A 25,647-nucleotide genomic window follows, 5' to 3' on the forward strand; every position below is an offset into this window, starting at 1 on the left:
GGGGGCGGGGGTGGGGCGGGTCGCGTACCGGGACCCGGGTGGTTCGGGGGTTCAGGGGAGGTACAGCTCGGCGGTCGCGGCCAGGTGGAAGGGTTCGGGGCCCGGGGCCGCGGCTCCGGCCAGGGCCGTGCCGCCCGCCACCAGCACCCGGCCGTCGGCCAGTTCCACCGCCGCGCAGTCGGCCCGCCCGACGGCCAGGCCCCCGGTGGTGGTCCAGGTGCCCCGCGCCGGGTCGAGGACGGTGACGCTGCGGTAGCCCGTGCCGTGGGCGGGCCCGCCAGTCCCGCCGACGACCAGGACGCGGCCGGAGCGCAGGGCGACGCACCGGTGCCGGCTGCGGCCCCCGGGCATGGGGGCAAGGCGGGTCCAGGCGCCGGTGTCCGGGTCGTAGATCTCGGCGTCGGGCAGGCTGCCCGGGTGGTAGGGGCCCGGCCCGGCGACGGCGTCCCCGCCGGTGACCAGGACCCTGCCGTCGGCCAGCAGCGTCGCCCGGTGGCCGGTGCGCGGTGTGTGCAGGCTGCCGGTCGGGGTCCAGCCGTGCGCGGGATCGTAGAGCTCGCAGTACGCCACGGCGCTGTCGGGTCCGCCGGTCGGCAGCGCGCCGCCGGCCACCAGGACCCTGCCGTCGCCCAGCAGCACGGCCTGGTGGCCGGTGCGCGCGTCGGTCATGGGCGGGGTGTCGGCGGACCAGGTGCGGGTCAGCGGGTCGAGGATCTCCGCGGTGGCCAGCGCCCGGCCGTCCGGGCCGACACCTCCGGCGACCAGCAGCGTGCCGTCGCCCAGCGCGGTGGCCGAGTGTCCGTGGCGCGCGGTGGTCAGCCCGTTCGCGGTGGCCGTCCAGACGGCCGTGGCCGGGTCGTAGATCTCCGCGCCGGCCAGGCCGCCGCCGGTGCCGGACGGGAGGCCGCCCGCCACGACGACCCGGCCGTCGGCGAGCCTGGACGTGGTGTGCCGGCGCCGGGCGGTGGCCAGCGGCGGGGCCGTGTCCCAGACGGCGGCGACCGGGTCGAACACCGCGGTGGCCGCGAGCGCGGTGCCGGCCCCGTCGGTGCCGCCGGCCATCAGCACCTTGCCGTTGAGCAGGCGGACCGCGTCGGTGCCCCGCACGGGGGACGGCAGGACGCCCGCGGACGCCCAGGCCCCGGGCTCACCCGGCCGGCCGACGGCTTCGTCCTCCGGGATCACGTGCAGGGCCCCGGCCAGGGCGGCGTCCCGGCCGATCCAATCGGCGAGGGCGTCCTGGGCGGTGGTCAGGCTGCGGAAGCCGGCCGGGGCGGAGCGGCCGCCGCCCGGCGGGTAGGCCTGGACGTTGTTGCGGACGTTGGCCACGACATAGCGCTTGGCGGTCAGCCGTACCGTCTCCTCCGGGGCGAACGGCCGGCGCAGCCGGGCCTCCCGCTGCGACAGCGGTGACCGGCTGGTGCTGCTGCCCTGGAGCATCTGCCGGAACACCGCGGGGCTGACGCTGTGGTACCTCCTGCGCGGGACCGTCTCGGTGGCGGTGGCGGTGCGCCCCGCCATGGGGACGACGCGGCGCGCCGCCGCGGCGCCCTGCGGAACGCCGCCGTCGATGATGTGCAGCTCGTACCGGGCGCTGCGGCGGACCGCGCGCGGCGCCAGGAGCACCCCGCCCGCGGAGGTCAGCTCCAGGCCGGCGTCCTGGAGCTCGTAGGCCGGGCGGGAGAGTTTGGCCGCGTCGTCCATGTCCTGGAACTGCGCCATGGCGAAGCGGTCGTCGGTGACGGAGATCTGGACCAGCCCGCTGCCCGGTGCCGGTGCCACGGTGAACCGTCTGCCGTCGCCCGGTCGCTGGGCGCCGATCCGGTCCAGGCGGACCCCGAGCGGTACCGCCCGCTGCCGGATCGACAGCGTGCCGAGCGGGTGCAGGACCAGCTCGCCGGTGGCGGCCGGCTGCCGGAGGGTCACCAGGGGGTCGAAGCCCCCCGAGGGGAGCTGGGTCCGCCAGCCCTCGTGCTTGCCGAACTCGCCGGTGAGCAGGGGGAGGACGGCGATCGGCGGCAGGGTGGTGTGGTGTTCCTCGCCCCAGGTGATGTCGAAGTCGGCGGAGATCTCCAGGAACAACAGGGAGACCGAACCGCGGCCGTGTGCCCGCCACGGGGCCGGGCCCTCCAGCTGGAGCCGCAGGTCGATGCCGAAGACCCCGACACCGAACGCCTTCAGGGTGACCCCGGCGGAGACCGAGACGAGGAACGCGAAGGGCGAGAAGCGGAACAGCGCGTCGAACGCCAGGTGGCCCTCGACGCCGAAACCGGCGAAGCCCAGTCTGAGTTCGGCCGCGGCACCGAACTGGACGGTGTTGCTGGTGACGGCGAAGTACCCGGACACCCGGATGAGCCGGCCCGGCATGTTGAGGATGTCCACCGAGAGGCGTTTGGGCACCGGGAAGGGCAGCGGCGGCGGCCGGAAGGAGGGGTGGAACCCGCCCACCGTGAGGACGAAGTCCGGCTCGTCGCCCCAGGCCACGAGCAGGCCCATGCCGCCGTCCAGGGTCATCATCAGGATGCGCGAGTCGAAGAGTTCGGCGAAGAACCACAGCCTGGACCGCTCGGGCTCCAGGGCACCCACGAAGTTGACCTGGAGCGCCAGCAGCGGCAGGTCCGCACCGGGCAGGACGCACTTGAGCACGCCGAGGACGGCGATGTTGCCGGGCGGGACCTCGATGACCACCCCGAGTGCGACGCTGACCAGCGTCGGGGTCCCCCAGCCGATCCTGGCCATCGGTCCGACGAGGAACCTGCCCTCCTCGGGCGGGAAGAAGCGGCGCAGGTCGGACAGGATCCGGGGGGCGTTGGCGACGACGTCCTCGGGGAACATCACCGACTCGACGGCGCCGGTGCGCACGCCCTCCGCCAGCGCCCGCAGGTCCATCCGGCGGTTCAGGCCGATGATTCCGCCCACGGCGAGCAGGGTGAAGCCGTACCCGAGCTGGAGGCCCGGTCCGGCGAACTCGGTGGTGATCACGATCAGCAGGGAGAATCCGCCGGTGCCGTCCGGCATGCGGGTGCTGATCAGGCCGATCGCCTTGAGCTCCAGGAAGCCGGCGAACTCCAGCTCCAGCGCCCCGGCGTACTCGCCGTGGTCGGGGTCGAAGAGGAGGAATCCGCCGCCTTTGACGGGCCCGACGTCCAGCGACAGGCCCACGCCCCTGGGCGGCTGGAAGGCGAAGGTGATGTCCAGCGGGCCGAGGTTGCCGTCGTGCTGCGGCCGGAAGGCCAGGTCGGCCCGCAGGCCGATCTGTTCGACCACCGCGGTGAGCGGGCCGAGCCGTGCGCGGAAGGAGGCGGCGGCGACGACCGGCAGCCGGTCCCCGGCCGGTGCCGCGGAGAGGGTCAGTCCCTGGATCTCCAGCGGGCCGAGCTCCAGGTGTACCGGGAGCCGGATCTCCAGGTGGGAGGTGCCGCGGAAGTAGAAGCCCTGCTGGTGCGAGACGCCCAGGGCGAGGTCGGCGCCGAGGGTGAATCCCTCGCGGGGCAGCACGGAGGCGAGGAAGCCGTCGGCGCCCGCGGGTGAGAGGACGAATTCCAGGCCGTCCAGCTCGATCTCCGCGAACAGGTCGGGGTGCTCCCCCACCATCCGCACACCGCCCGCGCCGCCGATGCGGCGGCACTGCAGGCGGGTGCCGCCGGGCGAGCCGAGGACGACGACCGGTGCGCCGGCCGGGCCGAACCGGTCGACCCGGACGTCGAGGGTGCCCTTGGTGCGGGCGGGGGTGCCGGGCGCTTCGAACCCCGCGACGATCTCCACGCCCCGGCCGGGTCGGACCAGCAGCGCGACGCCGCGGGACAGGTCCAGGTCGCTGGAGACGGTGACGGCCAGGTCCGGGCCGAGTTCGAAGCGGAACCCCTGGGTCCCGGCGAAGGACGGCAGCAGCGCCAGGCCGGGCGGGGCGCCGTCGGTGGCGGGCAGCTCCATCAGCCGGGCTCCCGCGGACATCCGGGTACCGGCTCCGAAGCGTTCGAAGACGACCGCGCTCAGCGCCTCGGACGGCGGTGACAGCGGGCCGGGCAGGGAGCCCTGGACGGCCGCGACGGTGGCCTCGGGGACCTCGCCGATGTCCACGTTCAGGCTCAGGGCGCGCAGCAGGTTGTCCAGCTGGGACAGCAGCACGGCCGGGTCGAAGCCGGGGCCGCCCCAGCCGAACGCGTCCTTCAGGACCTGCGCCGGGTCGGTCAGCAGCCGGGGCAGTGCGCCGATGTCGAGGGTGAGGCCCAGGTACGGCGGGCGGCCGCCGGCCGCCGGGGCGTAGGAGGCCCTGGCCACGCCCAGGCTGCGCAGGGCGAAGCCGATCCCCGGGTGGTAGCGCCGCAGGTAGTCGATGAGCAGGTGGTCGAGCAGCTGGCGGGGGAAGATCTGCTGGAAGCCGTCCGCGCGCAGCGAGGCCGGGATGGCGGAGGCGGGTGCGTCGGCGATCGCCCGGATGGCCCTGACCACGCCCTGCACGGCGGCGAGTGCGCGTTTGACGTCGTCCGGGTGGAAGGAGACCTCGGCGGACGCCCCGCCGTCGCCGACCGAGCCGCCGACGCTCAGGCCGCCGTCTCCGAGCAGTCCGCGCAGGGCGTCGTACAGGGTCTCGACGCCGGCGCGGAGGTCCACGAACGGCTGCGGGACGGTGTCGGTGACCCAGCCCAGCCGCAGCAGGAGCGAGGAGAACTCGGCGGGCGACGCCAGCGCCTGACGCAGCGGCAGCAGCGCCTGCCCGATCCCGGCCAGCACGCGCTCGAACGTGCCCGGCTCACTCATGCTTCTTCGCCTCCTTCTTCGACTCCGGGTAGTGGTTCTTGTCGAGGAGGGGGTGCAGGGCGGGGTTGACGCGGTTGACGATCAGCCACGCGCAGACGAAGCAGAACTCCATCGGGCCGTCGCGCATCTTGCACCGGCCGGTCGGCCGGTAGTGCGAGTTGGAGAAGTTGGCGGCGCCTTCGAAGATCCCGATCAGCCGGGCCGGCCGGCAGGGGGCGTCGAAGCCGGGGATGTCCACCGGTACGTCCTCGGCCTTGGTGGGGGTCTTCCGGTCCGGGTTGCGGTTGAGCGGGGCCTTGTTGGTCCGGAGGTGGTTGAGCACCTTCTGTTCCACCACGGCGAGCGGCTGGCCGTGGTTGTCCTTGAGCGGGATGTAGACGAGGGAGCCCTTCCGGAACAGCGGGAAGGTCGTGGTTCCGGCGCGGGTGAGGACGATCGCGCCCTCCGCGGCGAGGACCTGCCCGACGAGCAGTCCGGGGAGGTACTCGTCCGAGGTCTCCTTCAGGGGGAGCTGCCGGCCGTCGGCCGGTGGGTTGAAGGCGCGCAGCCGCACCTCGGTGGAGCGTGTGCGGGCCTGCTCCCACTCGGCGGTGTTGCCGGTGCCGATGGTGAGTTTGACGCCCCTGACCGGGCTGGTCACGTTCACCGAGTCGGCGAGCAGCACCGCCGCCGCGCGGATACGGGGCAGCTTCAGCCATTTGACCTTGTCGGGGTCGACATGGCGGTCGGCCGGCGCCCCCGCCACCAGGAATCCGAGCTGGGAGACGTTGTCCCGGGCCAGGTCCTCGGCCGGCAGCGGGAGGCTCTCGTCGAGGGCGAAGAACTCGTACTCGTCACCCAGGTTGAAGGTGTGGGCGAATTCGTGTGCCATCCCCGCGACGGCGTCGTCCCAGTCGATGGGGAGGGCGGACTCCGGGTCCCGGCGTCTGAGCTGCCGTTCCACCGCGCTCGGATAGACGTAGGCGAGCTCCTGGTGCCGGTTCAGCGACAGGGCGAGCGCCGTCTGGAAGTTGGTGCCGCCCCACAGGCTGTCGTTGACGATCAGGCCGACCAGACCGTAGCTCCGCCGGAACCGGGACGGGTCCGGCTGCCACTGGGCCCCGATCGCGAGCGTGGAGCCGGGCACCCGCACGCTGTCGAGGTAGCGGTGGAAGGTGTGCTGGCGGTGGATGAAACCCTGGGGCAGGAAGTACGCGGGCGGGTGGCGGCGCGGGTCGAACCCGATGCGCCGGGTCGGCTGGTTCCGGAAGAACTCGTACATCCGGGCGACGAAGGTCTTCACCACCGGGTCGTTCGGGCCGTCCTGGGCGGGTTTGGGCACCGCGCCCTTTTCCGACGACCGATCGGCGAGCCGGACCCCCACGCACAGACCGAAGAAGGTGTCGCGGGTCTGCAGGATCCCGCCCGTCCGGTGTTTCTTCCACGCCTCGACGAGCGGGGGGTCCACCTTGTCCGGCTCGAACCTGTCCAGGTCCAGGGTTCCCCACTCGGTCAGGAGCTCGGGCGGCGTGCGCTGTTCGCCGCGCCGGGGCAGACCGACCTTCCGGACCAGGTCCTCCAGGGTGTACAGGTCGCCCCGAGGGCCACGGCGGTTGTCCGGAACGGGCACGCCGATGCCCTTCACCCGTCCCTCCACCACCTGCTCGCGGGCATCGGTCACCGGGAAGCCGCAGGTCGCCATGTGCTGCCCGGACGGACTGAAGGCCGCGAAGACGTTGAAGCCGTCGCGCAGCATCCCGTACGGCTGGTGTGCGGGCTTCTCGAACAGCTCGTGCGTGACCCGGGTGACGATCTCGTCGAACCGCGCCCGGTCCTGTTCCCGGAAGCCTTCGGCGAGGAACAGCACGTTGTGCTTGTTGTCCAGGTCGGTCAGGCTCCCGTGCCTCTGCGTGAGCGGGTGTTCCGCCGAGTAGTCCACCACCCGCACCGGCAGGAACTCCACGCGCCCCAGGGCGGTGCCGGAGACGGTCCACGTCTCGTTGGGCTGGGTGACGACCGCCCCTCTCAGCCGGCCGTCGGGCATCACCACGACCTTGGTGGGGTCGAGCGACTTCAGCTCGACATAGCCGTGCCCGGTGATGTCACCGATCAGGTCCGTCCCGGTGTCGTCGTCGCTGAACTTGGCGTAGACCGACGGCTGGGCGTGGCCGACGGTGGGGTCGAGGGCGGTGGTGAGGGAGTCGTTGCCGAACCACCAGGTGTCCATCGAGCGGTGCACCTGGAGCCGGCCGACCAGGTACCGGTCCGCGAAGTGCGCCTGGAAGAGGAAGATCCCGGTGGCGGGGGCGGTGATGGTCCCGTTGGCCTTGCTGTACGTGGGCACGCCCTGGAGGCGCTGGCCCTTCGGCTTGTGGGGGGCGAAGAACTCGAACTCGCACTGCCCGATCGGTACCTGCTTGACCACGTAAGGGGCGGTCGGGGGCGAGGAGGCCGGCGGCTCCTCGACGGTGTGCAGGGTCGGCCTGAGCGGCGGCGCACCGGTCTGCGCCATATGGAGATCGCAGTGCGGGCGCAGCAGGAGATCCAGCATCGTAGATTCTCCCGTCCGCCCTCAGGCATGCGCTGTCCACCAGAACTCCACTATTCACGATAAATCTCCGCAAGTCAGGCGTGAATCGGTTCATTACCCCCTTTCGGCGCACGTGAGAGGTGCCGAGCGGGTGGAGGCGCCCGCGCCGCTGCTCGCCCCGGGAACGATGCTCGCCTACCCGTTCGAGATGGACACCCGGGCCGGACCGCGCCCCCCCGGGGGGCGGCCTCCGTATGGCGCCGCGGCTCCCGTACCGGCGGGGGTCCGGCGATCCGGACGCTGCTCGCCGGTGGCGGGCCCGGCGCCCGAGCCGACCGGGCGGGGGCCGGACAGGTGGCGAGACCCGGACGGACGGAGGTCGCCGGGCTGGGCGCCGGTACCGGCCGGGGCCGGACGCGGGCCACGGTCCCCGAGGCGGCCGTGCGCGTCAGCGCAGCGTGTAGCCGCCGTCGGGGTACAGGGTCGAGCCGGTGGTGAAGCCGTTGGTGAACAGGAACACCACGGCGTGTGCGATCTCGTCCTCCGTGCCCGGCCGGTGCAGCAGGGCGTCCCGGCGGTACTGGGCGAACGCCGCCTCCCGGTCCGCGGCCGGGCGGCCCGCCCACAGGTTGCCGTCCACCGTGCCGGGCGAGACGACGTTGACCCGGACCGGCGCCAGCTCGACCGCCAGGCCGCGCCCCAGTCCCTCGATCGCCGCGTTGCAGGCCGCGTAGGCGGGCGCGGGAGCCGGCGGACGGGCACCGGCCGCGCCGGACATCAGGACCACCGAGCCGTCGGCGGCCAGCTTGGGCGCGGCGTGCCGGACCGCGTGGTACTGGCCCCAGAACTTCGAGTCGAACGGGCTCCGGGCGTCCTCGTCGCTCAGCCGGAGCATCGGGCCCACCCGGTAGGAGGCGGCGGAGGTGAACAGGTGGTCCACCCGCTCCAGCGGTGCGAAGAACGCGGCCAGGGACGCCGTGTCGGTGGTGTCCACGCTCCGCCAGGAGGCCGCCGGGCCCAGCCGATCGGCGGCGGCTGCCAGCCGCTCCGGCGTGCGACCGCCCAGCACCACGCGGGCACCCGCCGCCACGGCCCGGTGCGCCACGCTCAGACCGATGCCCGAGCCGCCGCCGATCAGCACCACGGTGCGCCCCCGCAGAGCCTCGGCACCGGTCCCGGCCACCGCTTCGGGAGCGGGCGCGGCACCGGGGCCGGGCGCGGACGCGGGCTCGGGGACGGAGCCGGCGGCGGGCGAAGGGGTACGGCTCATCGGTGCTCCATGCGGCGCTGCTGGCGGTCGGACGGGACTCACCGTGATCAACTCGCTTGTTCCACACGGTTATTCCGCGTCGCCGACGGACGCTGTTCCGTGCCGCCGGCGGACCAGGACCACATCCGCCGACACCCCGGCCGCGCCCGGCGCACGCGTGGGGGCCACGGGGCTCGCGTGGCGGCCCCGGTGCCACCACCGCGGCGGTGCCGGCCCGTCCCGTTCCCTGCCGCCCCGTCGCGGTGGGGACGGGGCCGGGCCTGGGCGGTGACGCCTGCCGGGGGAACGGCCGGCCCGCCGGGACCACCCCGGTGGCGGCGGATCCGCCGCCCGTCCACTGTGGTCACGGGGCCAACGCTTGACGCTACGGACGGGATACGCGGATGTCTGAGTCGAACCGGGCCGTGAACCGGCGCAGCCTGCTCGCGGCCGGCGGTGCGCTGGCCGCCACCCTCACCGCCACGGGCGAAGCCGCCGCCGGCGGCGGCAGGGTTGTGCCACGGACGAGCCCGCCGGGCGACGACGCCGGCCGGGCGAGGATCGATGTCCACCACCACTTCACCGCTCCGGAGTGGGTGGACTGGGCGGAGCGCGAGGGGCTGGTGCGGCGGCGGGAACTGCCGTGGTGGGCGCGCTGGGACCTGGACTCCACCCTCGCGCTGATGGACCGGGCCGGCATCGCGACCGCCGTCCTCAGCCCCACCATGCAGGACCGGTACCGCTCCGCGGCCCAGGCGCGGGAAGGCCTCACCGTCGTCTTCGAGGCGCTGAGCCGCCTGATGGCCGATCACCCGGGACGGTTCGCCTTCTTCGGCCCCGCCGTGCCGGACCATCCCGGCGTCACCGGGTGGGCGCTCGGCCGCGCCCTCGACGACCTCGGTGCGGTCGGTGTCGGTGTCAAAGCCGGCTACGACGGCGTCTACCTCGGTGATCCCTCCTACGAGCGCCTCCTGGCCGAGCTCGACGACCGTGCCACGGTGCTCGCCGTGCACCCGCTGGACCTGCCGGGCGGACCACCCGGGGTGCCCACCGTCCCGGGGATCCCCAACTTCATGTGTGACTTCCTGCTGGACACCACACGCGCCGCGGTGAACATGATCCGCACCAGGACCCTCGACCGCTATCCGCGCCTGTCGGTGATCCTGCCGCACGCCGGCGGGTTCCTGCCGCACATCGCCACCCGGCTGGAGGCGTTCGGCGGCTTCTGCACCCCGCCCCTCGATCCCTCCCTGGTGCGGGACCATCTGCACCGCTTCCACTACGACACGGCCGGCCCGCTGGCACCGGCCGGCACCCTCGTGGCGACCGCGGGGGCCGACCGGATCCTCTTCGGCACCGACTGGCCGGCGGCCTCGGCCGACATCATCACCGGCATCACGGTGCCCGCCGTCGACACCGACCCCGCCTTCACGCCCTGCCGGCGCCGAGGCATCAACCGCGACAACGCACTGTGCCTCATGCCGGGCCTGGGCCGCACCGCCCGCGCCGGGTGAGGACACCACCGGGCCGTCCCCGGCCCGGAGCCGGTCAGGGCCGCCGTGGCCGCCGCCGGCGGGGCGCGGAGTCCGGTTGCCCCGCACAGCGACCTCGCTCGGCACCGGGCCCGCCGCGGGGCTCGTTCTCCGCGTCCTCGACACCCCACCCGCCGCCCCCCGCTCCGCCGCGCCGCGATCCGGTCGCCGGCGCCTCTGAGCCGGCTCGCGCCCGGGGACCGGGCGGCGGGCCGGGACATGCGGCGGCGCCAGGTCTCCACGGTGAGACCTGATGCCGGAGCGAGTGCTCGGGGCCGCGGTGGAGTGCTCAGGCCGGAGGCGCGGGGGGCGTGGAGCCGTCGCCGTGGTGGACGTGCAGTTCACCGTTCATGACGGTGAACAGGCTCGCGTGGTCCTTGGCGGTGTTGGTCTGGGTCGTCGGGCCGGGGGGCGGCTGTGCCTCGGACGGTGTGCCCCCGCTCCCGGCCTCCGGCCGGTCCTGGTGGACCTCGACGTGGTTGTCGCGGCCCACCACCACGGGGCCGGAGGCGTCGCCGCCGATCTTGACGGTGTACTGGTCACCTGTGGGGGACGTCATGCGGAACCTCCTGGGTGGGGACGGGTGAGGGACGGGTCTGCGCGAGGGGTCAGGACACCCGGGTCAGGGTGACCGTCCCGCAGTTGGTGCTGCAGTCGCTCGCGGACGATCCCGGCGGCAACTCCCGTTCCCACTCGGCGGAGTTGCCGTCCGAGCCGAGCGTGATCGTCGTGTCGAGATGCCCGATGCGGGTGCAGGAACCGCCGCTGGTGTCGTACAGCGGCTCGTCGGAGGAGCGGTAGCTGCCGCCGTCGTCGGTGAACTCCAGGGTGACCGTCTCGCCGCAGATCGTCGCTCCGGTCACGGTGTACCCGCCGGAGGCCGACTCCGTGAAGCGGTACTGGCCGCCCTGGGCGTCCTGCCACACCCCGGCCAGACCGGTGGCCGCCGGCGGGTCGTCCGACGTCTGCCGCTCATGGACGGCCACCCCTGCGATGACGAGGGCGGCGACGACCGCCAGGACCTTCAGCACCACCGTGACGGCCAGGGTGGACGCGCCCGCGGCGGTGGCACCCCCCGCGGCCACGGCCCCCGCCGGGGCGGCGCCTCCCGCCGTGCCGCCGGCGAGGCCGGCCGCCTCACCCGCGCCGGGTGGTACCGGCCCCGGTGGACCGGACAGTCCGGTCAGCGGGTCGGGGCCGGGCGGACCCTGCGGCACGCCCCCGAAGGGGTCCGCCCCGTGGTGGGCGAGGTTGCCGGGGTCCGCGCCCGGGCCGCCGTCCGGGGCCCACCCGCCCTGGCCGGTGGCGGAATCACCGCCGGGGGCGACCGTGCTCTGTCCGGCGGCGGGGTCGCCGCCGGGGGTGCCCGTGCCAGGTCCGGCGGCGGGACCGCCTCCCGGGGCGCTCCCGGACTGCCCTGCCGTGGTGTCACCACTGGGCGGGCCCGCGCCCTGTCCGGGGGTGGGGTGCGAGCCCGGCGTCACCGGACCCTGCCCGGTGACGGGGTCGGCGCCGGAGGGCACCGTGCCGTGTCCGGCGGTCGGGTCCCCGCCCGGCGTCGTCGTGCTCGGTCCGGCCGTGGGGTCGCCTCCCGTGCCGTTCCCGGCGGGTCCCGCCGCCCCGTCTCCCCCGGGCACGCCCCCGTTCTGCGCCGCCGTGGGGTCCCCCGGCGGGACGGGACCACCGTCACCGGGCGTCCCGGGCGAGGACCACCCCTCACCCTGGCCGGGTGCCGGCGGCGGGACGTACTGCTGGGCACTCGCGGCGGCGTCGGCACCATGGCCGTCACCCAGCTGCCGCCAGAGCACGGCGGCCTCGGCCAGCAGGATCCCGGACAGGGCACGCCGGCCGGTCAGCAGGCTCCGGATGCCTTCCTCGTGGGTGAAGTAGGCGGCGGCCCGCCGGTCGCCCGCCTGCCGGGCGGCGACGCGGCCCTGTCCGAGGACCCGGCCCCACGCGCCGAACCGCAGGGAACGGGCCAGCGCGGGTGACGCGGCGCGGGTGACCCGGACCGCGAGGTCGGGCCGGCCCGCCCGCTCCGCCAGCTGGGCCGCGAGCTCCAGCGCCCGGGCGTGCGCGGCGACCTGGCCCGGTGACGTCGACGGCTGTGCGGCCCAGTGCGCGAGGTGCTCGCACAACCGGTCGACGGGATACGGCGCCGGATCGCGTTCCCGCAGCGCCTGCGCCGCGTCCGCCGCGCAGCGAAATCCGTGCTCGGTGGCCTGGGCCAGCCCGAGGTCCACCAGTCGGCCGCACAGGGCGGCCGGGTCCGGTGCGCCGGCCAGGGCGCCGACGTGCACCGGGTCCAGCTCCGCGTCGTGCAGTGTGGCCAGCAGACGCAGCGCGCCCATGGCTTGTGCGTCGAGCTGGTCGAGCAGCAGCGGCAGCAGGTCGGCCATCGTGCCGGGCCGGGGCAGCACCGCTCTTCCCGAGGCGTCGGGCCGGGCGAGGGCGGCCGCGCGCAGCAGCAGCAGCGGCCGGCCGGCCGCCGCTTTCCACAGTTCGGCGGCGACGTGTTCGCTCCCGGGGGCCGGGTGGGCGAGTCCCCGGGTGAGCAGCCGCAGGCCCGCGGCCCGGTCGAGTCCGTCGAGTTCCAGGGCCGTGCCGTCGCCCAGCAGGGTCCTCTCCCGGCCGGAGAGGACGAACGTCGCGCCGGGGGCGGCGTCCATGAGTTCCCGCAACGCGTCCTCGGTCAGCTCGGCGTTGTCGAGGTAGACCGTCACCCGGATGCCGGCCATCAGCCGCCGGAGTTCGTTGGCCGACGGGGCGTACCCGGCCGCTTCGTAGCACGCCTCGAACACCTCCTGGGCCAGGTCCCCCGGTTCCCGGTGGTGCGCGACGAGGAACAGCACGCCGTCCGGCCCGGGTTCCAGGGTCCGGGCGGCGTGACGCAGCAGGGTGCTCTTGCCGACGCCGGGCGGTCCCCACACCTGCACGGGGCCTCCGGCCCGGACGGCGTCGGCCAGTGCCGCCAGTTCGGCCTCCCGGCCCAGCGGGGTGTGCTGCCGCCGTGGCAGCAGCTCGACCCGGGCGCGGCGCACCGGCCGGGGCCGTTCGCGCTCCACCAGGAGGTTCACGGTGGACCCGTGCTGCGCGTCGACCACCACGTTGTGGTGGCCCGCGACCACGGCGCCGGCCGCGCTGCCGCCGATGCCCACGTGGTACCCGGCCCCCGCGCCGTCCGCCCGGGGGCCGTGCGTGTCCGGGGCGGCCGTCCGGGCGTCCCGGTCCCGGCCGGCCGGGGCCGGGTCGTTCCGGGTGTCCCGGCCCGGGCCGGTCGTCGTGCCACCGGTTGCGTCCGGCTGTTCCATCAGTGCACCGCCTTTCCGGTCGCGCGGAGCGCGACCGCCCCCATGGCGACCCCCGCCGCGCCACCGGAGGGCGGGGTCCGAGATGTCGGGGCTCCGGTCCCGGGGACGGCACGGCGGCCGGTCCCGTCCGGCCGGCCCCGGTCGGCCGTCGGCCCGTGGCCCACGCTAGCGAGGGCGGTGGGCCGCGATACCGTCGTAGGACGGTTTCTGCTCGATTCCTCCACCGGTCCCTCCGGTGGCCCCTCGGACGGTCCCGCCGCCGGTGGCTCCGCCCGTCCCTCCGCCGGTCTCCGCCCGTCCCTCCGCCGGTCCCTCCAGCGGTCTGGGCATCGGTCCTGCCGCCGGCGGGCCCCGGCGGCCGGGCGGCGGGGCGGCTACTCCTGGTCGAAGGCGATGCGGCTCAACCGGGCGAGGTCCACCACCGCGATGGTCCGGTAGCCGGTCGCGACCACACCCGCTTCGCGGAGGCCGCGCAGCGCCTTGTGGACGGTGGGCTCCGCCGCGCCGGACAGGGTGGCCAGTTCCGGCTGGGTGATCGGCCAGCGGATCACGGCCCCGTCGCCGGTGCGCTCGCCGTAGGTCATCGCGATGTGGTGCAGCACCCGGGCCAGCCGGGTGGCGGCCCCGCATCCGGTGAAGTCGACGCGGTGGGTGTTGGCGGCGCGCAGTTTGGTCACGACGGAGGCGTTGACCGCGTGGGCGATCCGGGGTTCTCGTCGCAGGCAGCCGAGGAAGTCGGCGCGGGTGACGGTCCGGGCGGTGACGGGCCCGCAGGTGGTGACCGTCGCCGACCGGGGGCCGCCGTCCACCGCGGCGAGTTCGCCGACCAGGTCCCCGCCCATCCGGACGGCCAGCAGGGCGTCCCGGCCGTCGTGCGTGCGCCCGGTCACCTTCACGACGCCGTCGAGGAGGACCAGCACGTGGTCGGTGCGGTCCGATTCGCGGATGAGCACGCGGTCCGCCTCGTACGGCATCCGCGCGCCGAGGGCGAGGAGTTGGTCGCGTTCGGCCGGGGCGAGACCGCCCAGCAGGCTCGACGGCGGCCAGACGCGCTCGTCGCGGGCGCGCCGGTCACGCCGGTCGCGTCGGCTCTCCCGACCGTCTCGGCCCTCCCGACCGTCTCGGTCGGCTCGGTCGGCTCGGTTCGTGTCCGGGTCGTTCATGGGTCTTCCACCCTCACCAAGGCCAGGGATGCAACGCCGGGACCCAGTGTGGGCCCTGGGCGCGTGCCCGGTACCCCGCCGGACGCCGCCGGCCGCGGGCCCGATGCCGTACGGCCCGGTGCCGTACGACGACGGAATGCCGTACGACGACGGGATGTCCACCGCCGGACCGGGGGACAGTGGGGTCAGCGCACGGCCCGGACGGGACCCCGGCCGGGCCGGGGGGGGGCGGCGCGGCGTGCCGTGCCGTGCCGTGCCGGCGTCCGCGGACACACGGCGGCGGGTCCGCCGCCCGAGGAGGACTGATGGAGCAGAAGGTGGAACACCGGGCCCTGCTGGCCGTGGACATCGAGCGCTCGGCGGGGCGCGGCAATGTCGCGTTGCAGCGGATCCGCGAGGTGCTGTGGGAGGCGCTCCGGGAGTCGTTCGGGTGCGCCGGGCTGGAGTGGGAGGCGTGTCTGCGCGACGACCTGGGCGACGGGGTACGGGTGGTCGCGCCGGCCGGCGCGCGGAAGACGAAGCTGATCCACCCCCTGGTCCATGAGCTCACCGCGCGTCTCCGCGCCCACAACCGTCTGGCGGGGCCGGCCACCCGCATCCGGGTCCGCATCGCGCTGCACGCCGGGGACGTGTGCCTGGGGCCGGCCGGCGAGGTCACCGGCCGGCCCCTCGAAGTCCTCGCCCGGCTGCTGGACGCGGCCGTGGCCCGCACCGCGCTGGCCGAGGCACCGGAGACGGTGACCGCCTCGCTCCTGGTCTCGCAGCACTTCCACGACGAGACCGTGAGCCACGGCTACCCCGGCATCGACCCGGCCTCCTTCCACCGGGTCGCCCTCGCGGAGAAGGAGTACGCCGCAAGCGCCTGGCTCCACCTGCCCGGAGCGACGGCGGTTCCGCCGGAAGCCGTCGGTCCCGGGAGGCGGACGGGCGGGCCCCCCGTCCCGACCCTGCCCCTGGCTGCGGCTCCGGCCCCGGCCCCGGCCCCGGCCCCGGCTGCAGCGAAGATGATCAACAAGGCATCGGGGCACGGCGTGGTCTACGCGACCCAGAACGGCACGCAGAACATCCACCTCACCGGGAAGCCGTGAAGGAGCGTTCATGAACGACGAGCTGACCCTCCTGGCCGAGGCGGGCGCCGCGGTCGTGGTCACGGCCATGGCCACGGACCTGTGGCAGAGCACCCGGGACGCGGTGCTCGGGCTCTTCCGCCGCGCCGACCGGAGCCGCCGGGCCGCGATCGAGGCCCAGCTGGACGGCAACGCCGCTCTGGTCGCCGAGGCCGAGACGCCCGAGGAGGTCCGGCGGGCGCTGTTCGGCTTCTGGGCGCTGGAACTGGTGGCCCTGCTGCGCAGGGACCCCTCCTGCCGCGAAGGCCTGGCCCGGTTGGCCGCGGCCGCCGACGGTGCCTTCCCCGACGCCCGCCGGGCCTTCGCCGGCCGGCAGACCAACACCGCCCGCGACTTCGGGACGGTGTTCGCCGTTCAGGGCGGCGACCTCCACACGCACCCGGCCGGCCCGGGCGGCCCGGCCGGCCCTCCTGACTCCACCGGCCCTCGGCCGGACGGGCCGCGGGCCCGGTAGGAGTGGGCCGGAGCGGCGACCGGGGCACCCGGCCGGCGGGTCCGGCCGGGTGCCCCGGCCAGCGGCGTCACGACGGCCGGTGGCGTGCGTCCGCCGCGTCGGGCGTGCCGGGCCTGGGCGTTCCGGGCCGGGACGTACGCGGCGGACCCGCGGCCCCCGGCCCCGCCCGAGGCCCGACGCCCGCGGGGCGAGTTCCCGCCCCTCGGGTGACCGGGACGCCCGGCCATCGGTCGCGGCACGCGGGCCACGCGGCGGCGGTGGCCCGGGACGTGGGCGCGTCCGGTGATCGCCGGAATGTGAGGTGTGGGAGTTTTCGGCGGGGGCAGGCGCCCCGGCAGGGATTCACTCACCACGGGAGGCCCGATGTCGGGGGTCCTTGTCGCGATCATCATCGCGCTCATCGTTGTACTGATCGTCGCCTACGCGCTCCGGACGGCGCGTCGGCGGAAGCATTTGCAGGACCGGTTCGGACCGGAGTACGCGCGGACGGTCGAAGCCCGGGACAGCAGGCTGGCGGCCGAGCGTGACCTCAGCCGGCGCGAGGCGCGCCACGCGAAGCTGGACATCAAGCCGCTGCCCGCGGAGGTGCGGGAGCGCTACGCCCAGGACTGGTCGAGGGTGCAGCAACGGTTCGTCGACAGCCCGGAGCATTCCGTCGAGGAGGCCGACCGGCTGGTGACCGCCCTCATGCGGGAGCGCGGCTATCCCACCGAAGGCTATGAGCAGCAGGTGCGGGATCTGTCCGTGGAGCACGGCCGGACGCTGGAGCACTACCGCGCCGCCCACGAGGTGAACGTGCGCCGCGGGCGCGGCGAGGCGACCACGGAGGAGTTGCGTGGCGCGCTGGTGCACTACCGGGCGCTCTTCGGCGACCTGCTGCAGGACGAGAGCACGCATGCGCGCTGAGAGCGCGCCAAGCGGCGAACAGGAGGCGAACATGTCCAAGACCGGCGATGACGCCCTGACCACCGACGACCTCGCCCACCCGCGGCACCGGGAAGCGGCCGCGGGGAATCCGCAGGGCGAACGGGGGCCGCGGAGCGGTCCGCCCGTCTTCCCCGGTGAGGCCACCGGCCGGCCGGATGCCTCAGGGGCGGGAGCGTTCCCGCCGTCCGGCACCCCGGGTACGGCGCCGTTCGACGGACCGGCGGGCACCGACGGGCCGGCCACCGGGGGCGGGCGGGGCCAGGACGACGACCAGCCGCTGCTGGGGCCGGGGCGCACGGCGGACCTGCGGACCCGGTGGTCGACGATCCAGAACGACTTCGTGGACGACCCGCGGGCGGCGGTACGGGACGCCGACGCGCTGGTCGCCGAGGTCATGCAGACCCTGGCCGCCACCTTCGCCCGGCACAAGCAGGGGCTGGAGGAACAGTGGCAGAAGGGCGGCGACGTGGCCACCGAGGACCTGCGCCTGGCGCTGCAGCACTACCGGTCGTTCTTCCACCGGCTGCTCAGCACCTGAACCGGCACGGTCCCCCCGCGGGGCACTCACCATGCCCCCGGGGACGGCGGGCCGGTGGTGCGGAGGCGTGCCGACGCCTCCGCACCACCTTCATTTCCCTTCTCACCTCAGGAGCCGCACCCGGCGCGCCCGGGGCCCTGTCCTCGGAGAGGTCCGGGGCTTCGGCCGCTGCCGGTCCCTGAACCGCCCGGACCACACCGGCGGCGCCGACCCTTACCCCGCCGACGGACCGGAACCCTCCCGGCACGCGGCACGCGTCCTCCCGGCACGCGGGAAACGGCGCACCGGCCGCCCCCGGCGGCGGAGCCACGGCGGCGGACCGGGCACGGGCGCGGACCCGTCGGCGGACCACACCGGCCCGACCGGCCGGCGTCACCGTCCGTACCGCACGGGTGCGAGGCACCGGAACACGACACACATACGAAGGAGAGGCTGCTGATATGGCCACGAACACCGTCCCGGTTCTCACGAAGCTCAGCGATTCCCACCGGACCGTGGCATCCGTCGCGGAAGATGTGCGCGGCCGGAAGGTGTGCGACGCCGCGGGCGAGGAACTGGGCACCGTCGACGATCTGCTGATCGACGAGAAGGAGAGCAAGGTCCGTTTCCTTCTGGTCGGGCACGGCGGATTCCTCGGCCTGGGTGAGAAGTCGAGTTTCGTCCCGGTCGACGCCGTGACCCGGGTGACGGAGGACCGGGTGTACATCGACCAGTCGGCCGAGCACGTTTCCGGCGCTCCGGCCTACGACCCGGACCTGGCGGACGCGACCAGCTATTACGACGACGTGTACCGGCACTACGGCTACGGGCCGTTCTGGACGCCGGGGTACATGTATCCGGGGTTTCCGCTCTTCCGCCCCTGATCCGGCGGCCGGGCCGGTCCCGCGTACCACCACCGGACGCTCCCGGGCCGCCCCGGGCCGCCGGGGCCGCCGGGGCCGCCGGCGGGCGGCCCCGGCGGCCCGGGGCGGGCAACGGCTCCCGGACTCCCCCGGGCGGGACATGAATCGTTGAGGGCATACAGCTGTGCCCCCGCCGTCCCGCCCGCCGGGGGCAGGGCATCCCGGCTCCACGGCCCCGGCGGCTGCGCCGGGCGGCACCGGCCGACGCGCCTCCGGAACTCCGCAGGCGGCTCACGGTCCGCCTCCCCCCGAAGGGGTGAACGGCCCGGCACGCCGGTGGCCGGCCGCGGGCCACGCCGGCGGGGCGGCCGGGTGCGCGACGGCGGCAGCGGCGGGACCGCGCTGCTCCGTCCGGCGGAGCGCCCCGGTCGCGGGCGCCGCCACGGCGTGCGACGGTCACACCTGACAGCCGTGATGGCGAGCGCCGCGGGTCGCCGACACCTCCGAGCCGGCCGCCCGGGCCGCTCACGCAACCGGTCGAAGGGCGTCGCCCCACCCTCCCGGGGACGGGTGCCCCGGCCCGAAGGAGCCATTGAGGATGACGGACGTATCGGCCCGGGGCCCGGCCCCCGGCGACGACCGCGAGGTGCTCACCAACCGGCAGGGGCACCCGATCTACGACAACCAGAATCAGCGCACGGTCGGCGCCCGCGGCCCCTCCACGCTGGAGAACTATCCGTTCCTGGAGAAGATCAGCCACTTCGACCGGGAACGCATCCCCGAGCGGGTCGTCCACGCCCGCGGTGTCACCGCCTACGGCTACTTCGAGGCGTACGGCGCGTGGGGCGACGAGCCGATCGACCGGTACACCCGCGCCAAGCTGTTCCAGGAGCGCGGCAAGCGCACCGATGTCGCCGTCCGCTTCTCCACCGTCATCGGCGGGCGCGATTCCTCCGAGGCCGCGCGCGACCCCCGCGGCTTCGCGGTCAAGTTCTACACCGAGGCCGGCAACTGGGACCTGGTGGGGAACAACCTGGGGGTCTTCTTCATCCGGGACGCCGTCAAGTTCCCCGACGTCATCCACGCCCTCAAGCCGGACCCGGTGACCTTCGAACAGCAGCCCCGGCGGATCTTCGACTTCATGTCGCAGACGCCGGAGAGCATGCACATGCTGGTCAACCTCTTCAGCCCGCGCGGTATCCCGGCGGACTACCGCCACCAGCAGGGCTTCGGCGTGAACACCTACAAGTGGGTGAACCAGTCGGGTGACACCTGGCTGGTGAAGTACCACTGGATGCCCAAGCAGGGCGTGCGCAGCATGACCGAGGAGGACGCGGCGAACGTCCAGGCGCAGTCCCTCGGCCACGCCACCAAGGACCTGTACGAAGCGGTGGCGCGCGGCGACCACCCCGAGTGGGAGCTGCTGGTCCAGATGATGGAGGACCACGACCACCCGGAGCTGGACTTCGACCCGCTCGACGACACCAAGACGTGGCCCGAGCAGGAGTTCCCGCCCAGGCCGGTCGGCCGGATGGTGCTGAACCGGATGCCGGACAACTACTTCGCCGAGAACGAGCAGATCTCCTTCGGCACCGGGGTGCTCGTGGACGGCCTGGACTTCTCCGACGACAAGATGCTCGTGGGCCGGACCTTCTCGTACAGCGACACCCAGCGGTACCGGGTGGGGCCCAACTACCTCCAGCTGCCGGTCAACCAGGCCAAGCACGCGCAGGTGCGCACCAACCAGCGCGACGGCCTGATGACGTACTACCAGGACGCCGCCGGCGAGAACCCGAGCGTCAACTACGAGCCGTCGATCACCGGAGGCCTGCGCGAGGCGCAGTACCCCACCCACGACGACCAGGGCCCGGAGATCCGCGGCCGGCTCACCCGCAAGCGCATCCCGCGCACCAACGACTACCTGCAGGCCGGGCAGCGCTACCTGCTGATGGAGGAGTGGGAGCGGGACGACCTGGTGAAGAACTTCGTCAACCTGCTGTCGCAGTGCGACCGGCCGATCCAGGAGCGCATGGTGTGGCACTTCCTGCTGGTCGAGAACGACCTCGGGCTCCGCGTCGGTGAAGGGCTCGGCATCACCCCCGGGGACGTGTCCGGCCTGCAGCCGCTGCCCGGCCAGACCCTCACCGACGAGGACCGCAACCGGCTGGCCAACCTCGGCAAGAACCCGCCGCGTGACGTCGAGGGCCTGACCATGACCCACTGCGTCCCCAACGAGCGGCACATCGTGACCCGGTGACCGGTCCCCGGTGCGTGAACCGGGTCCGGCCGGTGGCCGAGGGGCCGGTGCGCACCGCCGCGCCGGAACGTCGGTGGCCGCCGGCGGCGCCGGACCCGGGCCGGTCACGGCCATCGGGGTCATCCCCTCGGTGGCCGTGGCCCGGGCCGTCGGACTCCCGCGGCTGGGCGCGCGGCCGGGAGGGACGCGCGGCGTGACCGGACGTACGCGTGACCGCGCGTACGGCATGACCGGACGTACGGCGTGACCGGACGTGCCGCGCCGCGCTACGAGAAGTCGTACACGGCGAAGTCGGCGACCGGACGGTAGCCGAGGCGCCGGTAGAGGGCGTTGCTGGTGGGGTTGGCCAGATCGGCGAAGAGCAGGACCTCTTCCGCGCCCGCCGCCAGCGCGGCCCGGCTCACCGCGGCCGTCACGGCGGCGGCGTACCCGCGGCCGCGCTGGTGGGGCGGGGTGAACACCGGTGTCACCCGGATCTGGCCGGCGACCATCGGGGTCAGACCGGCCATGGCGACGGAGGTGCCGTCCGGTGTCTCCCAGAACGTGACGCGCCCGGCGGCGATCCGTGTGTCCGCCCAGGGGCCGTTGTCCGCGGCGGGGGTTCCGCCGACGGCAGTGACGAACTCACGGTGCCAGCGCATCAGCCGCTCGCGGTCCCGCTCCGTGGCGAGGCGGTGGCGGCCGGCCGGACGGGGCCGCGGGGGCGTGAGGGTGCCGAGGCGGTAGAGGCGCTCCCGCTCGCGGAGCGCCGGTGTCGCGCCCGTGTGCCGCTGCCAGGCGCCGGCGAAGGCGGTGGCGGTCCCGTGGTCCGCGGTGACACCGGGGAGGGAGGGGACGAGTCCGGCCAGGCGGGCGGCGAGGGTGCCGGCCTCATCGGGGGTGAGGGAGGTGAGGTAGAGGCGGCGGGGGCGGGGTGCGGAAGAAGGCCGCGCGGACCTCCCCGGCCCGTTCCAGGTGGCCGAAGACGGGCGCTTCGGCGCCGTACGCGCCCGCTCCGCGGGTGCGCAGCGCCTCGGTCACCGTCAGGGGCACGGTGTGCGCGGCGGGGCGGGACCGCAGGAATTCCCCGGCCCGGGAGAGGAAGCGGTCGAGGTCGGTGGTGATGCGCCAGTCGTCGTCCGTGAGCATGATCCATCGTCGCGTGGGCCGCCGGCGTGTGCCCGCGATTTTCCGCGGGGCGAGGACCTCCGGTGCACAGCCGCTCTCCGCCACCGGGGTTCCGGGGCCGGGGCGGCGGGGGGCGGTGGCCGCCGGGTGCGGGGGCCGCGGCACCGCGGGGGCGGCGGGGGCCGTGGGGGGCCGTTTTCTCCGCGCGACCCCGGCGAGTTTCTCCCCGCGGCCCCCGTTCCAGGTGGCCGAAGACGGGCGCTTCGGCGCCGTACGCGCCCGCTCCGCGGGTGCGCAGCGCCTCGGTCACCGTCAGGGGCACGGTGTGCGCGGCGGGGCGGGACCGCAGGAATTCCCCGGCCCGGGAGAGGAAGCGGTCGAGGTCGGTGGTCAGGCGTCGGTGTCGCAGCAGGCGTCCTCGCGCAGTGTCCGGCCCACCTCCAGCCACTGCCGTGCCGCCGCCCCGAGCACATCGCCGGCGGCGGGGAACGCGTGGACCAGGTCCCGCTGCTCGTACCGGGTCCCGGCGCGCAGGACGGTGACGGTGCGCACCAGGGCGCCGAAGTCCTCGAACGGGTCACCGTCCACCACCACCAGGTCCGCGACCTTGCCCACCTCCAGGGTGCCCAGGTCACGGTCGGCGCCGAACACCCGTGCCGGGAGCACCGTCGCGGTGCGCAGCGCCTCGGCGGCCGTCAGCCCGTACCGGTGCAGCGCCCGCAGGGCCAGGTGGAGGTGGAGGCCGACCGGGACCAGCGGGGCGTCGGTGCCCAGGGCCACCAGGCCCCCGCCGGCCAGGATCCGCCGGTAGACGCCGATCTCCCGGCCCAGCGTGGCCAGCTGTGCGTCGGTGGGCGGCCGTCCGGCGGTCCGGCGGACGAACTCCGTGTCCCAGGGCGGCATCAGCCGGGTGACCCGTTCGTCCCGGGCCAGCGCGGGATCGGCGCCGAGCAGCGGCAGCGCCGTGAACGGGGTGGCGATCAGGTGGAAGCCGGTGCCCGGACCGCCGGGCCCGCCGGCGCCGGTGTAGATCTCGGCCACGTCCTGGTACGCGTGGCCGGCGGCGGTGGTGGCGTGCCCGTACTCCAGGCGCTGGGTGGCCTGCAGGTGCGTGGTCAGGTCCTGGCCCAGCTGGACGCCCGGAGAGCACAGGTGGCTGCCGCTGCGCACGCCGAGCCGCTCGTGGGCGAAGCGGGCCGCCTCCTCCATCATCCAGCCGGGGGCGCGCACGTAGGTCTTGACGAAGTCCCAGTCGAGCGCGGCACCGCGGGACAGTGAGCGGCGCAGTCCGGCGCGGGTGCGGTGCGCCCGGCCCATGCTGTAGGCGACGCGGGGCCCGTCCAGCAGTTCGCCGCTGGTGAGCAGGCGGGGGCCGGCGAGCGCTCCGGCCGCGACCGCTTCCCGGATGCGGGCCTGCTCGTAGCAGGAGCCGCCGAGGGAGACCGCGGTGGTGATGCCGTAGGCGAGCTGGAGCGCGGTCTGGCGGCCGCCGTAGGTGTACTGCCGGGTGTGGGTGTGCGCGTCCCACAGGCCCGGCAGCACGGTGCGGTCCGCGGCGTCGACGCGGCGGGCCGCGGGCCGGGCGGCCCGGTGCGGCTCGACGGCGGCGACGCGGCCGCCGCGTACCAGGACGTCGACGTCCTGGCGGACCTCGTCGCCGGTGCCGTCCCAGAACCTCCCGGCGTGGACGACGGTGTCCGGCGGGGTGGGCCGCCGGACGTCGAGCGCGACCCGTACGGTGCGCACCGTGCCGTCCCCCACGTCCAGCAGCCGCAGCCGGCCGGCCGACAGGTACAGCAGGCGGCGGGAGTCGCCGGCCCAGGAGGGGTGGTCGGCGGCCTCGTCGGTCAGCCGGCGCGGCGCGCCGCCGGGGGTGCCGTCCGGGCGCACCGGGAGCAGCCACAGCGCTGACTCGGCGATCACCGCCAGGTGGCGGCCGTCGGGCGACCACACCGGGCCGCTGTCGTAGCGGTCGGAGAGGGACAGGTGCGGGGCGAGCGGGTACCGCCGGTCCGTTCCGTCGGCCGTGCGGACCACCCGGATCAGGTGGTACCCCTCGCGGAAGCGCCGGTTGAGCTGGTTGCGGTCGCACAGCGCGATGTACCGGCCGTCCGGGGACCAGCTCGGCCGGCCGGGCAGGCCGCCGCCGGTCAGCGGCGCCGCGAGCGTCCGTTCACGGCCCGTGCCGAGCTCGCGGACCAGCAGGTTCCCCGACATGTCCAGGCAGGCGAGGGTGGTGCCGTCCGGGGACAGCGCCGGCTGCACGCGTCCACCGGAGGCCAGCACGGTCTCCGTGCCGGAGACCAGGTCGCGGTGGTGCACCGCGAGCAGCCCGTCGCGGTCGTCGGCGTAGACCAGGCCCCGGCCGTCCGGCGTCCAGCTCGGCGCGAGCAGGTAGCGCGTGGGGCCGGCGCGCACCACCCGGCGCGGGGCGGCGCCGCCGGAGGTGCCGGCGACCCACAGGGAGTTGAGCGCGGCGAAGGCCACCTGCCGGCCGTCGGGCGAGAGGGCGGGGAGGTGGACCGCGCGGAGCGGCCGTACGCCGCCGGTGCCGGTGTCGTACCGCTTGACCGGGTGGTGCGGGCGGTCGATCGGGAGGGCCGCCCGGAAGGGGATCTCCTCCGCGGTGCCGGGCGCCCCGGGCCGGACGATCCGGAACGTCCCGTCCACCGTCAGCAGCAGTTCGTCCGGGGAGATCCAGCGCGGCGGCACCGGCGCCACGTCTCCGGGCACCGGGACCGCGGTGCCGTCCACCACGAGGGTGCAGCCGGCCTCGGGCGCCGGAGTGGTCCGCAGATGGGCGAGCCGGCCGGTGGGCGACACGGCCGGCGTCATGACCTGCGCGGCCGCCGGCCCGGTGTACTCGACGCGTACCGGTCCGCCGCCGTCGGCGGCCACCGAGGCGATGGTCCGGGCCTCCAGCGCGGGCCGGGCCCCGGGCGCTGTCGGGGCCGGCCTGCCCCGGACGAACAGCACCCGCCCGCCGTCCGGCGACCACACCGGGTCGAAGTCCTCCCAGGCGCCGTCCTGCAGCGGCCCGTCCTGACCGGGCAGGCCGGTGAGCCGGGTGAGCCCGCCACCGGCCAGGTCCAGCACCCACACCCGGTACGGGCTGCCGGCCGCCGGATCGCCGCCCCGCTCGGAGGAGAAGGCGATCCGGGTGCCGTCCGGCGACCAGGCCGGTCCCCGGTCGTCCCAGGGGCCGTCGGTGCGCTGCCGCAGGTCCGAGCCGTCCGGCCGCAGCGTCCACAGGTGGAAGCCGCCGCCCCGGTACGCGCAGACCGCGATCAGCGTCCCGTCGGGGGAGAACACCGGGCGGGTGGGCTCCAGACCCGCCGGGGTGAGCGGGGTGGCGTCCCCGCCCTCCCGGGGGACGGACCACAGCACGCTCTGCACCTCGGCCACCAGCCGGTCCCCCGAAGGGGCGAGGGTGGCGGCGCCGTTGGTCGCGGCGGTGAAGGTCAGGGTGACCCGGCGGCGCGGCGCGGCGGCCGCCGCGGCCGGGGGCAGGACGGCGGTGCCCGCCACGGCGGCGGTGCCGGCGGTCACCTGGAGGAACCGGCGGCGGGGAGACGGCCGGGGCGGTGCCCGGGCGGTGGGGGTCGGCCGGCCGGGTGTCGGTGGGCTCCAACGGTTCTCCAGGGGCACGGCGGTGGGAGGGCGGAGGCGGACCGGCGCCCGGGCGGCCGGGCCCGGGAGCGGTCCGGGACGGACGCGGGCGCGGGCGGGAGCGGAGGGCCCGTACGACGGGTGTGGCGCAGGGAGGATGCCTACCCCGCCCGCCGCGTGACGCAATCGGCGTGTACGGCGGGTGACCCCGGACGGCGCACCCCGTGGCGCGTCCACCGTGGGCGGCGGGCGGCCGGTGCG

General features: G+C 75.3%; 14 protein-coding genes and 1 pseudogene. 7 read left to right on the top strand and 8 right to left on the bottom strand.

The annotated features are described in order from the left end of the window. Nucleotides 1-51 precede the first annotated feature (51 nt). The 3 genes from IHE55_RS00620 to IHE55_RS00630 form a co-directional block, all read right to left on the bottom strand. The gene (locus IHE55_RS00620) at nucleotides 52-4,761 is read right to left on the bottom strand and encodes a DUF6603 domain-containing protein (RefSeq protein ID WP_197987210.1); all 4,710 of its coding nucleotides are present in this window, start codon (nucleotides 4,759-4,761) and stop codon (nucleotides 52-54) included. Next, nucleotides 4,754-7,291, bottom strand: coding sequence for a hypothetical protein (locus tag IHE55_RS00625; protein ID WP_197987211.1), 2,538 nt, complete (start codon nucleotides 7,289-7,291; stop codon nucleotides 4,754-4,756). The genes IHE55_RS00620 and IHE55_RS00625 overlap by 8 nt, the downstream gene beginning before the upstream one ends. Nucleotides 7,292-7,718: 427 nt before the next feature. Continuing rightward, nucleotides 7,719-8,540, bottom strand: coding sequence for an SDR family oxidoreductase (locus tag IHE55_RS00630; RefSeq protein ID WP_197987212.1), 822 nt, complete (start codon nucleotides 8,538-8,540; stop codon nucleotides 7,719-7,721). Between the two features lie 383 nt (nucleotides 8,541-8,923). Here IHE55_RS00630 and IHE55_RS00635 point away from each other — a divergent pair, with 383 nt between their 5' ends. Continuing rightward, nucleotides 8,924-10,033, top strand: coding sequence for an amidohydrolase family protein (locus tag IHE55_RS00635; RefSeq protein ID WP_197987213.1), 1,110 nt, complete (start codon nucleotides 8,924-8,926; stop codon nucleotides 10,031-10,033). 307 nt (nucleotides 10,034-10,340) lie between these two features. Here IHE55_RS00635 and IHE55_RS00640 read toward each other — a convergent pair whose 3' ends face one another. The 3 genes from IHE55_RS00640 to IHE55_RS00650 all read right to left on the bottom strand — a co-directional run bounded on the left by IHE55_RS00640 (nucleotide 10,341) and on the right by IHE55_RS00650 (nucleotide 14,525). After that, entirely contained in the window at nucleotides 10,341-10,610 is a 270-nt protein-coding gene (locus IHE55_RS00640; protein WP_197987214.1) for a hypothetical protein, read from the bottom strand. Between the two features lie 49 nt (nucleotides 10,611-10,659). Continuing rightward, entirely contained in the window at nucleotides 10,660-13,362 is a 2,703-nt protein-coding gene (locus IHE55_RS00645; RefSeq protein WP_197987215.1) for an ATP-binding protein, read from the bottom strand. Nucleotides 13,363-13,736: 374 nt separating this feature from the next. Further along, complete coding sequence (locus IHE55_RS00650; protein WP_197987216.1) at nucleotides 13,737-14,525, bottom strand: Crp/Fnr family transcriptional regulator; 789 nt, start codon at nucleotides 14,523-14,525, stop codon at nucleotides 13,737-13,739. Between the two features lie 305 nt (nucleotides 14,526-14,830). Here IHE55_RS00650 and IHE55_RS00655 point away from each other — a divergent pair, with 305 nt between their 5' ends. From IHE55_RS00655 to IHE55_RS00680, 6 genes are all read left to right on the top strand, one after another. Beyond that, on the top strand, nucleotides 14,831-15,613 hold the full coding sequence (locus tag IHE55_RS00655) for a nucleotidyl cyclase domain-containing protein (protein WP_197987217.1): 783 nt from the start codon (nucleotides 14,831-14,833) through the stop codon (nucleotides 15,611-15,613). A gap of 10 nt (nucleotides 15,614-15,623) precedes the next feature. After that, nucleotides 15,624-16,106: a hypothetical protein gene (locus IHE55_RS00660; RefSeq protein WP_232265393.1), complete on the top strand. Its 483-nt coding sequence runs from the start codon at nucleotides 15,624-15,626 to the stop codon at nucleotides 16,104-16,106. Nucleotides 16,107-16,469: 363 nt separating this feature from the next. Further along, entirely contained in the window at nucleotides 16,470-17,012 is a 543-nt protein-coding gene (locus tag IHE55_RS00665; protein WP_197987218.1) for a hypothetical protein, read from the top strand. Further along, nucleotides 17,002-17,571 (top strand): hypothetical protein, encoded by a 570-nt coding sequence (locus tag IHE55_RS00670; RefSeq protein WP_232265394.1) that lies wholly within the window; start codon nucleotides 17,002-17,004, stop codon nucleotides 17,569-17,571. The genes IHE55_RS00665 and IHE55_RS00670 overlap by 11 nt, the downstream gene beginning before the upstream one ends. A gap of 440 nt (nucleotides 17,572-18,011) precedes the next feature. Then, nucleotides 18,012-18,434: a PRC-barrel domain-containing protein gene (locus IHE55_RS00675; protein ID WP_197987219.1), complete on the top strand. Its 423-nt coding sequence runs from the start codon at nucleotides 18,012-18,014 to the stop codon at nucleotides 18,432-18,434. 577 nt (nucleotides 18,435-19,011) lie between these two features. Beyond that, nucleotides 19,012-20,670: a catalase gene (locus tag IHE55_RS00680; RefSeq protein ID WP_197987220.1), complete on the top strand. Its 1,659-nt coding sequence runs from the start codon at nucleotides 19,012-19,014 to the stop codon at nucleotides 20,668-20,670. A gap of 266 nt (nucleotides 20,671-20,936) precedes the next feature. Here the strand turns inward: IHE55_RS00680 and IHE55_RS00685 are convergent. Continuing rightward, nucleotides 20,937-21,798 (bottom strand): annotated as a pseudogene (locus tag IHE55_RS00685) (GNAT family N-acetyltransferase). Nucleotides 21,799-22,167: 369 nt separating this feature from the next. After that, entirely contained in the window at nucleotides 22,168-25,326 is a 3,159-nt protein-coding gene (locus IHE55_RS00690) for an amidohydrolase family protein (RefSeq protein WP_307826431.1), read from the bottom strand. Nucleotides 25,327-25,647: the final 321 nt, after the last annotated feature.

This window comes from Streptomyces pactum (genome assembly GCF_016031615.1).
In the GTDB taxonomy this organism is placed as follows: domain Bacteria; phylum Actinomycetota; class Actinomycetes; order Streptomycetales; family Streptomycetaceae; genus Streptomyces; species Streptomyces pactus.

Excerpts from the sequence above, each read along its gene's own strand:
- IHE55_RS00650 (WP_197987216.1), bottom strand. The coding sequence starts at position 14,525 with ATGAACGACCCGGACACGAACCGAGCCGACCGAGCCGACCGAGACGGT.
- IHE55_RS00665 (WP_197987218.1), top strand. The coding sequence starts at position 16,470 with ATGTCGGGGGTCCTTGTCGCGATCATCATCGCGCTCATCGTTGTACTG.
- IHE55_RS00670 (WP_232265394.1), top strand. The coding sequence starts at position 17,002 with ATGCGCGCTGAGAGCGCGCCAAGCGGCGAACAGGAGGCGAACATGTCC.
- IHE55_RS00680 (WP_197987220.1), top strand. The coding sequence starts at position 19,012 with ATGACGGACGTATCGGCCCGGGGCCCGGCCCCCGGCGACGACCGCGAG.
- IHE55_RS00655 (WP_197987217.1), top strand. The coding sequence starts at position 14,831 with ATGGAGCAGAAGGTGGAACACCGGGCCCTGCTGGCCGTGGACATCGAG.
- IHE55_RS00630 (WP_197987212.1), bottom strand. The coding sequence starts at position 8,540 with ATGAGCCGTACCCCTTCGCCCGCCGCCGGCTCCGTCCCCGAGCCCGCG.
- IHE55_RS00640 (WP_197987214.1), bottom strand. The coding sequence starts at position 10,610 with ATGACGTCCCCCACAGGTGACCAGTACACCGTCAAGATCGGCGGCGAC.
- IHE55_RS00675 (WP_197987219.1), top strand. The coding sequence starts at position 18,012 with ATGGCCACGAACACCGTCCCGGTTCTCACGAAGCTCAGCGATTCCCAC.
- IHE55_RS00635 (WP_197987213.1), top strand. The coding sequence starts at position 8,924 with ATGTCTGAGTCGAACCGGGCCGTGAACCGGCGCAGCCTGCTCGCGGCC.
- IHE55_RS00660 (WP_232265393.1), top strand. The coding sequence starts at position 15,624 with ATGAACGACGAGCTGACCCTCCTGGCCGAGGCGGGCGCCGCGGTCGTG.
- IHE55_RS00620 (WP_197987210.1), bottom strand. The coding sequence starts at position 4,761 with ATGAGTGAGCCGGGCACGTTCGAGCGCGTGCTGGCCGGGATCGGGCAG.
- IHE55_RS00645 (WP_197987215.1), bottom strand. The coding sequence starts at position 13,362 with ATGGAACAGCCGGACGCAACCGGTGGCACGACGACCGGCCCGGGCCGG.
- IHE55_RS00625 (WP_197987211.1), bottom strand. The coding sequence starts at position 7,291 with ATGCTGGATCTCCTGCTGCGCCCGCACTGCGATCTCCATATGGCGCAG.